The organism is Hydrogenophaga soli, from assembly GCF_054777695.1.
The window spans coordinates 408,150-420,510 of sequence record NZ_BAAHAK010000004.1 but is presented as its reverse complement, the minus strand read 5'-3'; the positions used below and the strand labels follow the sequence as shown (position 1 = coordinate 420,510).

The following is a 12,361-nucleotide window of genomic DNA, read 5'->3' as shown; positions in this document are numbered from 1 at the left end:
TGGCCTGGCCGCCGAACTTGGCAGACAGAACGGTGGTGATGGCCGCCGTCAGGGTGGTCTTGCCATGGTCCACGTGACCGATGGTGCCCACGTTCACGTGGGGCTTGGTACGTTCAAACTTTTCCTTTGCCATTCTTCAGCTCCGAGAAAATTGCCAAGACAGAAAAAAGCTGGTGCCCATGGCGGGAATCGGACCCGCGACCTCTCCCTTACCAAGGGAGTGCTCTACCACTGAGCCACATGGGCCAAGCAAGCCACAGTGGCCGCTCACAAACTCAAATACAAACCGACTGGAGCGGGAAACGGGAATCGAACCCGTGTCATTAGCTTGGAAGGCTAAGGTTCTACCATTGAACTACTCCCGCGAATTCAATGCCCACCGGGCATTGAATGTGCAGCTTCCAAACGCTAGCCAGTGTTGGTTGGTGGAGAAGGCTGGATTCGAACCAGCGTAGGCGTAAGCCAACAGATTTACAGTCTGCCCCCTTTAGCCACTCGGGCACCTCTCCGCAACGAGCCTGTGATTATGCCATGGTTTTTTGAAAAATCTCAAGCCATGCGATTTGATTTGCGTTGTGTTCCGCCAACCACTGGTTGGCCAACCCGAAATGGCCGTTGCCAATGAAGGGCGCAGGCCCTCTGGACGCCGACAGCGGGGATGGGTGGTTGGAGCACAACACCTTGTGGCGTGTGGCGTCGATCAGCGGGGCCAGGGCCTGTGCATGACTGCCCCACAGCATGAACACACACCCGGCGGCCTGCTGGCTGCACGCCTGCAACAACGCGGAGGTCAAGCCCTCCCAGCCCCGCTTGGCATGGGCGGCCGGGGTGCCGTCTTCCACCGTGAGGCAGGTGTTGAGCAGCAGCACGCCCTGTCGTGCCCAAGGCACCAGCGTGCCTGAAACCCCGGCAGGCAGCGCGGCGGTGGTCCCCGCCAAGTCGCGCCAGACCTCCTTGTGGATGTTGCGCAGCGACGGCGGCACCTTGATGCCCGGCGACACCGAAAACGCCAGCCCTTCCGCCTGACCCGGGCCGTGGTAGGGGTCCTGCCCCACGATGACCACCCGCACGTCGGGCAAGGCCGTGAGGCGCAAGGCCCGGAACGGATCGGGCGGGTACACCACCGCCCCGGCAGCCAATCGCTGGGCCAGAAAGGCCTTGAGGCGTTGCCCTTCGGCGCTGGCCAGGAAGTCCGCCACCGGCCCCGCCCAGGACGGGTGCAGGCCCTCGGCGGACAGCGCCTCGACCGACGTCAGCCGGTCCGCCCCCCACAAGTCGCCCGTGCTCATTCGCGGCTCACAGCATCCGTGCTCAAACCGCACCGAACAGATGCGCCAGGGCTTCGCCCGGTTCCGCCGCCCGCATGAAGGCTTCGCCGACCAGGAAGGCGGGCACCTGGGCGTCGCGCAGGCGCTGCACGTCGGCGGGCTGGAGGATGCCGGATTCGGCCACCAGGATGCGTTCGCCCCCCACCAGCGCGGGCACGTCGCGGACCAGGCCCAGCGTGGTGTCCAGACTCACCTCGAAGGTGCGCAGGTTGCGGTTGTTCACCCCCACCAGCGGGGTGCGCAGGCGCAGGGCGCGGTCCAGCTCGGCGCGGTCGTGCACCTCCACCAGCACCGCCATGCCCAGCCCCAGGGCCAGGGCTTCCATGTCGGCCATCTGCGCGTCGTCCAGACAGGCGGCGATGAGCAGGATGGCATCGGCCCCCATGGCCCGGGCTTCGTACACCTGGTACGGGTCCACCATGAAGTCCTTGCGCAGCACCGGCAGGTGGCAGCTGGCGCGGGCTTGCTTGAGGTAATCGGGGCAACCCTGGAAGTACTGGCGGTCGGTCAGCACCGACAGGCAGGCCGCGCCGTGCTCGGCGTAACTCTGGGCGATGTCGGCGGGGATGAAGTTGGGGCGCAGCACGCCTTTGGACGGACTGGCTTTCTTGACCTCAGCGATGACCGCCGGGCGGCCCTTGGCGATCTTGGCGCGCAGGGCACCCACGAAGTCGCGGGTCAGCGGGCGCGATTCGGCGTCTTCACGCACCTCGGCCAACGAGCGGGACTGAAGGGCCGCGGCGATTTCCTCGCGCTTGGTGTCCACGATTTTTTGCAGGATGTCACTCATGGTGGGTCGGGGTGGAGGTGGAAGAACGGTCGGAAGATGCCGGGGCGTCCATCCCCGGCGGTGGTGGCGCTTGCAGCACCTTGCGGATCACCCGGTGCATGACCCACGCCACCACCAGGAACAGGGCCGAAATGCCCAGCGCGATCCAGGTGCCAGGGTCGGCCCACAGGTGTGCGGGCATGTCAGACCCCGGGCTGGAGCGACAGGCCAAAGGCCACCAGCTCGTCCAGCTTGGCCTTGGCCGCGCCGGAGTCCAGCGCCTGCTGGGCCAAGCGCAAGCCATCCACCAGGGTGGGGGCCACGTTGGCGGCATACAGGGCCGCGCCCGCGTTCAGGGCCACGATGTCGCGGGCCGGGCCGGGCTGGTTGTCCAGCACGGCCAGCAGCAGCGCCTTGGATTGCTCAGGGGTTTCCACCCGCAGGGCGCGGTTGCTGGCCATGGTCAGGCCAAAGTCTTCGGGGTGGATTTCGTATTCAGTGACCACGCCGTTGCGCAACTCGCCCACCAGGGTGGACGCGCCCAGCGAGACCTCGTCCATGCCGTCGCGGCCATACACCACCACCGCGTGTTCGGCCCCCAGGCGCTGCAGGGCGCGCACCTGGATGCCCACCAGGTCTTCGTGGAACACACCCATCAGGATGTTGGGCGCGCCAGCGGGGTTGGTCAGCGGACCCAGGATGTTGAACAGCGTCTTGATGCCCAGCTCGCGCCGCACCGGGGCCACGTTTTTCATGGCCGGGTGGTGGTTGGGCGCGAACATGAAGCCCAGCCCCGTCTGCTCGATGCAGCGGGCAATGGCGTCGGGTGGCATGTTGATGTTGACGCCCAGGCTCTCCAGCACGTCGGCGCTGCCGCTTTTGCTGCTGACGCTGCGCCCGCCGTGTTTGCTGACCCGCGCCCCGGCCGCCGCGGCCACGAACATGGAACAGGTGGAGATGTTGAAAGTGTGCGAGCCGTCACCGCCCGTGCCCACGATGTCCACCAGGTGCGTGGGGTCGGCCACCTGCACCTTGGTGGAGAACTCGCGCATCACCTGCGCGGCGGCGGTGATTTCGCCAATGGTCTCCTTCTTGACGCGCAGGCCGGTGATCAGCGCCGCGGTCATCACGGGCGACATCTCGCCGCTCATGATGAGTCGCATGAGGTGCAGCATCTCGTCGTGGAAGATCTCACGGTGCTCGATGGTGCGCTGCAGCGCCTGCTGCGGCGTGATGGGCGAACGATGGGGCATGGGGGTCTCCAAACAATCGGTACAAGGGGAAGCGGAAGGGGTCAGCCCTGGGGCGATTCTGTCAGCGCCAGCTTGACGCCAAAGCCGATGAACATGGCCCCGGCCACGCGGTCCAGCCAGTGCAGGCGCTGCTGGAACGCCGCCAGCTTGCGGGCCGCGTGCGCCGCCAGCGCCGCAAAACCCAGGTTGACCGGCAGGGAGTTGAGGTTGAACAAGGCCCCCAGCAGCAGGAAGCTCAGGGTCTTGTGGGGGGCCTCCGGCGCAATGAACTGGGGCACAAACGCCAGGAAGAACAAGGCCACCTTGGGGTTGAGCAGGTTGGTCCACAGGCCTGCAAAAAAAGCATCTTTTTGGCTTGTAGCGCTTTTAAATAAAGCGTGAGCAGCTACTTTTTTAGGAGCAACCTTGGGCGATGCACGCAGCAGTTGCCAGCCCGACCAGAACAGATAGGCCGCGCCCACCCACTTGAGCAGCGTGAAGGCGGTGGCCGAGGTGGCCATCAACGCCCCCAGGCCCAGCGCCGCGGCGGCCACATGGACAAAGCAGGCCGCCGTCACACCCAGCGTGGCCCAGGCCCCGGCGCGAAACCCGCCCCGCGCCGCCTGGGTGGTGATGCACAACACGTCCGGCCCCGGCGTGAGGTTGAGCAGCCAGCCCGCCAGCACGAACCAACCCAAATGCTCCACGCCGCTCATGCGGACGCTCCCAAAAACTGCCGCACCGCGGCCACCGCATGGGCCACGCCCGCGGCGTCCACGTCCAGGTGGGTGACAAACCGCAGCCGGTACAGGCCGGTGGCCCGCACCCCCTGCGCCTGCAGGTGCGCCAGCAAGGCCGCGCCACGGTCGCGGGCCTCGCCCTCCAGATCCACAAACACGATGTTGGTGTCGGGTGCCTCCACCTTCAGCCCGGGCAGGCCGCACAGCCCGTCGGCCAGTTGGCGGGCCAGGGCATGGTCGTCGGACAGGCGGGCGATGTGGTGGTCCAGCGCGTACAAGGCGGCTGCGGCCAGCATGCCGGCCTGGCGCAGGCCGCCCCCGGCCATCTTGCGCACCCGGTGCGCCCGGGCGATGAAGTCGCGCCCGCCGCACAGCACCGAACCCACCGGCGTGCCCAGCCCTTTGCTGAAGCAGACCGACACGCTGTCAAACCCCTGCACGATGCGCCGCGCCTCGGCCCAGATGGCGTCGGCCGACGGGCGTTCACCCGCCGTCTGGGCCGCCAGGGCGGCCTGGGCGGTGGCGGCGTTGAACAGCCGGGCACCATCGAGGTGGGTGGACAGGCCCTTGCCATGCGCCAGTGCGGTGGCCGCGTCCAGGTAGGCCTGCGGCAAGCGCTTGCCGCCCAGGGTGTTTTCCAGCGCCAGCAGGCGGGTGCGGGCAAAGTGGGCGTCGTCGGGTTTGATGGCGGCCTCGATGTCGGCCAGCGCCAGCGTGCCATCGGCCTGGTGGGCCAGGGGCTGCGGCTGGATGCTGCCCAGCACCGCCGCGCCGCCGCCTTCCCAGCGGTAGGTGTGGGCCATCTGCCCCACGATGTACTCGTCCCCGCGCTGGCAATGCGCCATGAGGGCGCACAGGTTGCTTTGCGTGCCGGTGGGCATGAACAGTGCCGCCTCGTAGCCCAGGGCCGCCGCCAGCCGCGTTTGCAGGGCGTTGACGGTGGGGTCGTCGCCAAACACGTCGTCGCCCAGCGGCGCGGCCAGCATGGCCTGCTTCATGGCGGCGGTGGGTTGGGTGACGGTGTCGCTGCGCAGGTCCACCACGCGCCCATTTTCAGAAGAAAAAATGGGCTCTACCGCTTGATTTGAAAGCACAGCAAGCTCCTTTTTCAGGAGTTTAGAAAGTTCTTGAGCATGGCGTGGCCGTGCTCGGTGAGGATGCTTTCCGGGTGGAACTGCACGCCTTCCAGGGGCAGGCTGCGGTGGCGCACGCCCATGATCTCGCCGTCGTCGGTCCAGGCGGTGATCTCCAGCTCGGGCGGGCAGGTGGCCCGTTCGATGGCCAGCGAGTGGTAGCGGTTGACGGTGAACTGCGCGGGCAGGTCACGGAACACGCCCTGCTGCGTGGTGGTGATGACGCTGGTCTTGCCATGCATCTGCGTCTGCGCCCGCACGATGCGCCCGCCCAACGCCGCCCCGATGCTCTGGTGCCCCAGGCACACGCCCAAAATGGGCAGACGCCCGGCAAATCGCTGGATGGCCGACACCGAAATCCCGGCCTCGGCGGGGGAACAGGGGCCGGGGGAGACCACCAGCTTGTCCACCTCACCGGCGGCCAGCAGGGCCTCGATGTCGTCCAGCGTGATTTCGTCGTTGCGGGCCACCCGCACCTCGGCCCCCAGCTCGCCCAGGTACTGGACGATGTTGTAGGTGAAGGAGTCGTAGTTGTCGATCATCAGCAGTTTCATGCCTGCTCTCCAGTCAAAACGGGGCGGTGAAGGCGCGCGAACTCACCGCGTTCAAAGTCGATCGAGGCCTGAATCAAGGCGCGGTACGCCGCCTCCACCACCGCTGCGGGAGCCCCCAGGCTGTCGGCTTGGGCGCACACACGCGCAACGATGAACTCAATGCGGTCGACGTCCACGATCTGGTGCTCCGCCTGTTTGATGCGCCCGGCCTGCGCCACGTAGCCACAACGCTGCGCCAGAAGGGGAACGATTTGCGCATCCAGCGCATCGATGTGGGCCCGCACCTCGGTCATGGTGGTGCAGTGTTGAACCGAATGGGATGGGGTGCTCATGCGTTTCACTCCAGACCGGCTTCCACCATCTCGGCCGCGCGCAGCAGCGCACGGGCCTTGTGCTCGGTCTCGCGCCACTCCATCTCGGGCACGCTGTCGGCCACCACCCCGGCTGCTGCCTGCACATGCAACATGCCGTTCTTGATGACGCCGGTGCGGATGGCGATGGCCACGTCCATGTCGCCGCCAAAGCTCAGGTAGCCGCAGGCCCCACCGTACACCCCGCGCTTGACGGGTTCGAGCTGGTCGATCAGCTCCATGGCATGCACCTTGGGTGCGCCGCTGAGGGTGCCCGCCGGGAAGGTGGCCTTGAGCACGTCCATGTTGGTCATGCCCTCGTTGAGCACACCTTCGACATTGCTGACGATGTGCATCACGTGGCTGTAGCGCTCCACCGCAAACGCCTCGGTCACCTTGACCGATCCGGTGCGGGCGATGCGCCCGATGTCGTTGCGGGCCAGGTCGATCAGCATGACGTGCTCGGCGCGCTCCTTGGGGTCGGCCAGCAGGTCTTGTTCGGCCGCCACATCGGCCTCGGGCGTGGCCCCGCGGGGGCGGGTGCCGGCCAAGGGGCGGATGGTGGCTTTTTTGGCATACCGTTTGGCTCCCACGCTTGCACCGTCCGGTGCTGCGCTGCCCCCCAAGGGGGCGCTCGCGCCCTCCACCTCCACAGCCTCTTGCCGCACCAGGATCTCGGGCGACGCCCCCACCACCTGGAAGTCCCCCCCGTCGGGTTCGCTGAAGTGGTAGTAGTACATGTAGGGGCTGGGGTTGAGCGAGCGCAGCGCCCGGTACAGGCTGAGCGGGTTCTGGGTGTAGGGTTTGGTGATGCGCTGACCCATCACGATCTGCATGAAGTCGCCGTTGGCGATCAGGCCCTTGGCCTTGTCCACCGCGGCCAGAAAATCGGCCTTGGCGTAGTCGCGCTGCTCGGGCTGCGGGGTACTGGGAGGTGCCGAGGGCGGGAACACCGCGGAGCGCAACCGGGCCTTCAGCTCGGCCAAGCGCGCCTGGCCGCGGGCGTAGGCGCGGGGCTGGGCAGGATCGGCATACACGATCATGTGCAACTGGCCCGAGAGGTTGTCGATGACCGCCAGTTCCTCACACTGCAACAGCAGGATGTCGGGCGTGCCAATGGTGTCGGGCTGGCAGCTGTGCGCCAGCTTCTTCTCGATGTGGCGCACCGTGTCGTAGCCGAAGTAGCCCGCCAAACCGCCACAGAAGCGGGGCAGACCGGGCTGCAGCGCCACCTTGAAGCGCTGCTGGTACGCGGCAATGAAATCCAGCGGGTTGCCGTGGGCGGTTTCCACCACGCGGCCATCGGTCACCACCTGGGTTTGGGCGGCCTCGGCAAAGCCGGTGGCGCGCAAAAAGGTGCGGGCGGGCAAGCCAATGAAGCTGTAGCGCCCGAAGCGCTCGCCCCCCACCACCGACTCCAACAGAAAGCTGTTGGCACCGGGCTGTGCGCCCGGGCTGGCCGCCGAGGTGTGGGCCAGCTTGAGGTAGACAGACAGGGGGGTTTCGAGGTCGGCAAACGCCGTCGCGGTCAGGGCAATGCGGTTGTGGCCTTCATCGGCCAAGCGCTGGAATTCGGTTTCGGTGATCACGGAAAAAGCCTTGGTATCCGGTGTCAACATGCCCAGCCACCGTCGCAACGGACAGGCGTGGTCAGGCTCGGGAAACGCAACCCGCATTGTCGCGGGCCGCAAACCTGGCAGGGTGCCAGGGTGGGCAAGCAGAGGCACCGCTGAAGGCGCCCGTGCTCACCCGGTTCAACGCGCAAGCGTCACCAGCAGCGACGCCAGGGCCAGGCTCCCCGGTCGCTGCAACCTGTGTTGGTGGTGCGGTGAATGAACATCAGCCCAGTGTAACAAAGCGTGTCGGGCGGCGCAGTAACATCCCGGCCCACCCCAGACGCCTGCCACACCCGCCAAGCCCGGGTCACGCGCCACCGCCCATGATTGCCCCCCAACGTTTGTTTTCCCTCCTGCCCGCGTGGGCTTCTGCACTGGCCCGGTCCCCCCGGTGGTCACAACGCCTCCGCTGGGGCCTGATGGCCGTGGGAGTGAGCTGGCTGCTGGGCTGGCTGGTGCTGCCCGGTTGGCTCAAACCCACCGTGGAACGCTTGGCCAGCGAGGCCTTGGGCCGCAAGGTCGAGGTGCAGGCCCTGGGCTTTCACCCCTGGAGCCTGGGCCTGACGCTGGAGGGCCTGAGCATCGCCACCGCCGACGGCCAAGGCACCCAGCTGGCGGTGGAGCGTGTGGAGGTGGATGCCGAGCTGGAATCCCTGTTCCGCCTGGCCCCGGTGGTGGACGAACTGCGCATCGAACACCCGGAACTGCGCCTGTCCATCGACGCCGACGGTCGCCCCGACGTGCAAGACGTCATCGACCGGCTCAACGACACGCCCGCCAGCCCCGAACCCGCCCGCTTCGCGCTCTACAACATCCAGGTGAACGACGGGCAACTCACCCTGCACGATGGGCCCCGCGGGCAGTCCCACGAGGTGACGCAGCTGCGGGTGCATGTGCCCTTTGTCAGCACCCTCAAGGACCCGCGCCAGGTCAAGGTCCAGCCCCACCTGGCCTTTGTGCTGGACGGCAGCCGGTTTGACACCGACATCAGCACCCAACCCTTCAGCGCACCGCTGAACACCGAAGCCCAGCTGTCCTTCGAGGGCCTGGACCTGGCCCCCTACCTGGCCCTGTGGCCCACAAACCAGCCGTTGCGCCCCACCGCGGCGGTGCTGTCGGGTCAGCTCAAGCTGAACTTCTCGCAGCAGAGCGAGCCGCACGTTCAACTCTCCGGCCAACTGGAGGCCACGCAGGTGCAGGTGGTCGACGCCCAACGCCAGACGGCCCTGACGCTGGCACGGGCCCAGGTGGAACTGGACGACGTGCGCCCGCTGCGGCAGGTGTTCCACCTGGGGGCGGTGACGCTGAGCCAACCCCGTGTGTTCGCCCACCGCCTGAGTGCCGGGCAGGTCAACCTGTGGCCCACCCCATCCACCGCCACCACCCCCAACCCCGAAGCCATCGCGCCCGACCTGCGCATGGCCCGGCTGCAACTGGACGATGGCCGCATCGAATGGGTGGACGACGCCACCCTGGATGCCCAGCAGCGCCCCACGCGCCTGAGCCTGGACGACCTGAACCTGCAACTGCAACAGGTCCAGTTCCCCTTGCCCAAGGCCGATGCCCCCAGCACCCTGGCCTTGAACGCCCGCTGGACCCACGGCAAGGCCGCCGCTCCGCTGAAAGTGACGGGGCAAATCGACACCCGCGGCGCCCAGCTGGATGTGGACCTGCAAGGCGTGGCGTTGGATGGCCTGTCCCCCTACATCGCCACCCAGCTCAAGCCACGCCTGAGCGGCCAGGTGAACCTGTCGGCGCAAGCCCTGTGGGCACCTGCCACAGCCCCTGGCGAAGCCGACACGCTGACGCTGAGGCTCAAGCACCTGTCGGCCGACGCCTTGCGCCTGGGCCACGGCAGCACGGCCCTGGCCAGCCTTCAACGGCTGGACCTGACCGACCTGACCCTGAACCCCACCCGCCGCACCCTGGAGGTGGGCCAACTGAGCCTCACCCGCCCCGCCATCCAGATGGGCCGCAACCGCGACGGCCTGCTCAACGCCACCGAATGGCGGGTGCCCACGGCAACCCCCACCGAGGCCGAGGCCAACGCCGAGGTGGTGCCCGCCCCGCAGACCGCATGGCGCTGGCGCATTGCCGACCTGAACCTGAGCGGCGGGCAACTGACCTGGCAAGACACCGCCACCCCCCAACCGGTGAACGTGCAGGTGCAGGACCTGCAATGGCAGGCCCAATCCTTGGCCTCTGACGGCGACACACCCGCAGCGGTGTCGCTGGACGCCAAGGTGTCCAGCGGCCACACGGAGCCGGGCCGCCTGACCTGGAAAGGCCAGCTGCGGCTGGCGGCCGATGGCCCCCCCGCCCAGGCGCAAGGCCAGGTCACGGCCCGCCGCCTGCCCGCACACGCCGCCGCGCCCTATGTGGCCGACGCCCTCAACCTCAGCCTGGGCCGGGCCGACACCAGCTTCGTGGGCCAGTTCGACTACCAACCCACCCCCGATGGCCCCCGGGTGACCGTGAAGGGCGACGTGACGCTGGAAGACCTGCGCGCCGACACCCTGGCCGATGCTGGCCGCCCAGCCGACGAACTGCTGCACTGGAAAAGCCTGAACCTGCGCGGCCTGGACCTGCAGACTGCGCCCGGGCAACGCCCCCGCGTGGCCATTCAGGGCGGCGCCCTGAACGACTTCTTTGCCCGTGTGGTGGTGCAGGAAAGTGGTCGCATCAACCTGCAGGACCTGGTGCGCACGCCCGCTGCCGCAGCCCCTGCGCCCACGGCGGCCCAGCCCTCTACGCCCAGCACCAACGGTCCCGGCTGGCAGGTGAGCGTGGGCCCCTTCAGCCTGGTGCAGGGCCGGGTGGCCTTTGCCGACCACTTCATCCAGCCCAACTACCAGGCCGACCTGAGCGAGCTGACCGGGCGCATTGGCGGCTTTTCCTCCGACAACCCCAAGGGCAGTGCGCCCCAAATGGCCGATGTGGAGCTGCGAGGCCGGGCCGAAGGCACCGCCTCGCTGGCCATCACCGGCAAACTCAACCCGCTGGCTCAGCCGCTGGCCCTGGACATCGAGGGCAAGGTCCGCGACCTGGAGCTGTCACCCCTCAGTCCCTACAGCGTGAAATACACCGGCCATGGCATCCAGCGCGGCAAACTGAGCGTGGACGTGGCCTACACCGTGCAGCCCGACGGCCAACTGACCGCCCGCAACCAGCTGGTGCTCCACCAGCTCACCTTCGGCGAAGCGGTGCCGGGTGCCCCCGCCAGCCTGCCCGTGAAGCTGGCCACCGCCCTGCTGGCCGACAGCCAGGGGGTGATTGACCTGAACCTGCCCATCTCCGGTTCGCTGAACGACCCGCAGTTCAGCCTGGTGCCGGTGTTCTTCAAGGTCCTGGGCAACCTGGTGGTCAAGGCCATCACGTCGCCCTTTGCCCTGCTGACCCATGCCTTTGGTGGCGATGCGGACCAACTCTCCAGCGTGGGGTTTGCACCCGGCACCGCGCAACTCGACGCCGAGAGCACCGACAAGCTGACCCGCGTGGCCCAACTGCTGGCCGACAAGCCCAGCCTCACGCTGACCATCACCGGCGCCGCCGACCTGGCGACCGAACGCACGGCGTACCAGAAGGCCCGCCTGGCGTCCCTGGTCCTGGCCGAAATGCGGCGACAGCCCGCCGACACCCCGACCGATGCGGCCCCGTCCCTCAGCCCCGAGGACCACCAGCGCGGCATGGTCACCCTGTACAAGCGGGCCGACATGCCCAAGCCCCGCAACGCGCTGGGGCTGCTGAAGGACATCGCCCCGGCCGACATGGAAACCCTGCTGATGACGCAGATCCCCGCCACCGACACCCAGATGAACGCCCTGGCCGTGCAACGGGGCGTGGCCGTGCGCGACCACCTGGCCCGCCTGGGCGTGGCCCCTCAGCGGCTGTTCCTTGGCTCCCCCCCGGTGGGAGCGACCACCCCGGCCCAGGCACACCTGCAGCTCGCCCTGCCCTGACAAGCCGTCCTGTTGGGTACAAAATGCCACACAGGCAACACTCACCCATTCAGGAGACAAGATGACCCACAGAGGTTGGACATGGCGGGCGATGGTCGGCACGGCCTTGGTGTGGCTGGCCACGTCAGGGGCATGGGCTCAGACCGTGGACGTGGCTGACGTCCGGTACGAGCGCACCGTCAAACTGCAGGACCAGAACCTGCTGCTCAACGGCGCGGGCGTCCGGTACAAGGCGGTGTTCAAGGTCTACACCGCCGGGCTGTACCTGACCCAGAAGGCCAACTCCCCTGAAGAGGTGTGGAAGGCCCCAGGCCCCAAGCGCATCCACATCGTCATGCTGCGCGACATCGACGCCAACGAGCTGGGCAAGTTGTTCACCCGGGGTGTGGAAGACAACACCCCGCGCAACGACATGTCGCAGCTGGTGCCGGGGCTGATCCGCATGTCCGACATCTTTTCCCGGTACAAAAAACTCATGACCGGCGACACCTTCACGGTGGACTGGTTGCCCGAGCAGGGCACCGTCATCTCCGTCAAGGGACAGCCCCAGGGCGAGCCCTTCAAGGAGCCCGCGTTCTTCCAGGCCCTGATGCGGATCTGGCTGGGCAACAACCCCGCCGATTCGCTGCTGAAAGACGCCCTGCTGGGCAAAGAGCGGCGTTCGGTCAAAAACTGATCCT

General features: G+C 67.5%; 12 protein-coding genes and 3 tRNA genes. 2 read left to right on the top strand and 13 right to left on the bottom strand.

The window, feature by feature from the left end:
- From ACYVB7_RS10140 to ACYVB7_RS10080, 13 genes are all read right to left on the bottom strand, one after another.
- Positions 1-133 (bottom strand): GTP-binding protein (locus tag ACYVB7_RS10140; protein ID WP_460507008.1); only part of this gene is annotated, 133 nt, incomplete at its 3' end.
- 38 nt (positions 134-171) lie between these two features.
- Positions 172-246: transfer RNA gene (locus tag ACYVB7_RS10135), tRNA-Thr, on the bottom strand.
- Between the two features lie 45 nt (positions 247-291).
- Positions 292-365, bottom strand: a tRNA-Gly gene (locus tag ACYVB7_RS10130).
- 58 nt (positions 366-423) lie between these two features.
- Positions 424-509, bottom strand: a tRNA-Tyr gene (locus ACYVB7_RS10125).
- Positions 510-524: 15 nt separating this feature from the next.
- Positions 525-1,289 carry a uracil-DNA glycosylase gene (locus ACYVB7_RS10120; RefSeq protein ID WP_460507006.1) on the bottom strand — a complete coding sequence of 255 codons (765 nt, stop codon included), beginning with the start codon at positions 1,287-1,289 and terminating at the stop codon, positions 525-527.
- Between the two features lie 22 nt (positions 1,290-1,311).
- Complete coding sequence (trpC, locus tag ACYVB7_RS10115; RefSeq protein ID WP_460507004.1) at positions 1,312-2,118, bottom strand: indole-3-glycerol phosphate synthase TrpC; 807 nt, start codon at positions 2,116-2,118, stop codon at positions 1,312-1,314.
- Positions 2,111-2,299 (bottom strand): hypothetical protein, encoded by a 189-nt coding sequence (locus tag ACYVB7_RS10110; RefSeq protein ID WP_460507002.1) that lies wholly within the window; start codon positions 2,297-2,299, stop codon positions 2,111-2,113. Before ACYVB7_RS10110 ends, trpC begins: the two co-directional genes overlap by 8 nt.
- Before the next feature lies 1 nt (position 2,300).
- On the bottom strand, positions 2,301-3,350 hold the full coding sequence (gene trpD, locus ACYVB7_RS10105; protein WP_460507000.1) for an anthranilate phosphoribosyltransferase: 1,050 nt from the start codon (positions 3,348-3,350) through the stop codon (positions 2,301-2,303).
- 41 nt (positions 3,351-3,391) lie between these two features.
- Positions 3,392-4,045, bottom strand: coding sequence for a LysE family translocator (locus ACYVB7_RS10100; protein WP_460506998.1), 654 nt, complete (start codon positions 4,043-4,045; stop codon positions 3,392-3,394).
- The gene (ltaE, locus tag ACYVB7_RS10095) at positions 4,042-5,163 is read right to left on the bottom strand and encodes a low-specificity L-threonine aldolase (protein ID WP_460506996.1); all 1,122 of its coding nucleotides are present in this window, start codon (positions 5,161-5,163) and stop codon (positions 4,042-4,044) included. Before ltaE ends, ACYVB7_RS10100 begins: the two co-directional genes overlap by 4 nt.
- Positions 5,164-5,177: 14 nt before the next feature.
- Entirely contained in the window at positions 5,178-5,756 is a 579-nt protein-coding gene (locus ACYVB7_RS10090) for an aminodeoxychorismate/anthranilate synthase component II (RefSeq protein WP_460506994.1), read from the bottom strand.
- Positions 5,753-6,088 (bottom strand): chorismate mutase, encoded by a 336-nt coding sequence (locus ACYVB7_RS10085; protein ID WP_460506992.1) that lies wholly within the window; start codon positions 6,086-6,088, stop codon positions 5,753-5,755. The genes ACYVB7_RS10090 and ACYVB7_RS10085 overlap by 4 nt, the downstream gene beginning before the upstream one ends.
- A 5-nt stretch (positions 6,089-6,093) precedes the next feature.
- Positions 6,094-7,695 (bottom strand): anthranilate synthase component I family protein, encoded by a 1,602-nt coding sequence (locus ACYVB7_RS10080; protein WP_460506990.1) that lies wholly within the window; start codon positions 7,693-7,695, stop codon positions 6,094-6,096.
- A gap of 350 nt (positions 7,696-8,045) precedes the next feature.
- Between ACYVB7_RS10080 and ACYVB7_RS10075 the strand changes: the two genes are divergently transcribed.
- The gene (locus ACYVB7_RS10075; protein ID WP_460506987.1) at positions 8,046-11,681 is read left to right on the top strand and encodes a DUF748 domain-containing protein; all 3,636 of its coding nucleotides are present in this window, start codon (positions 8,046-8,048) and stop codon (positions 11,679-11,681) included.
- Positions 11,682-11,742: 61 nt separating this feature from the next.
- A complete protein-coding gene (locus ACYVB7_RS10070) occupies positions 11,743-12,357 on the top strand; it encodes a chalcone isomerase family protein (RefSeq protein WP_460506985.1) in 615 nt (204 codons plus the stop codon).
- Positions 12,358-12,361: the final 4 nt, after the last annotated feature.

What these genes read in the sequence shown, in the direction of transcription:
- ACYVB7_RS10120 (WP_460507006.1), bottom strand. Translation starts at nt 1,289, where the DNA reads ATGAGCACGGGCGACTTGTGGGGGGCGGACCGGCTGACGTCGGTCGAG.
- trpC (WP_460507004.1), bottom strand. Translation starts at nt 2,118, where the DNA reads ATGAGTGACATCCTGCAAAAAATCGTGGACACCAAGCGCGAGGAAATC.
- ACYVB7_RS10110 (WP_460507002.1), bottom strand. Translation starts at nt 2,299, where the DNA reads ATGCCCGCACACCTGTGGGCCGACCCTGGCACCTGGATCGCGCTGGGC.
- trpD (WP_460507000.1), bottom strand. Translation starts at nt 3,350, where the DNA reads ATGCCCCATCGTTCGCCCATCACGCCGCAGCAGGCGCTGCAGCGCACC.
- ACYVB7_RS10100 (WP_460506998.1), bottom strand. Translation starts at nt 4,045, where the DNA reads ATGAGCGGCGTGGAGCATTTGGGTTGGTTCGTGCTGGCGGGCTGGCTG.
- ACYVB7_RS10090 (WP_460506994.1), bottom strand. Translation starts at nt 5,756, where the DNA reads ATGAAACTGCTGATGATCGACAACTACGACTCCTTCACCTACAACATC.
- ACYVB7_RS10085 (WP_460506992.1), bottom strand. Translation starts at nt 6,088, where the DNA reads ATGAGCACCCCATCCCATTCGGTTCAACACTGCACCACCATGACCGAG.
- ACYVB7_RS10075 (WP_460506987.1), top strand. Translation starts at nt 8,046, where the DNA reads ATGATTGCCCCCCAACGTTTGTTTTCCCTCCTGCCCGCGTGGGCTTCT.
- ACYVB7_RS10070 (WP_460506985.1), top strand. Translation starts at nt 11,743, where the DNA reads ATGACCCACAGAGGTTGGACATGGCGGGCGATGGTCGGCACGGCCTTG.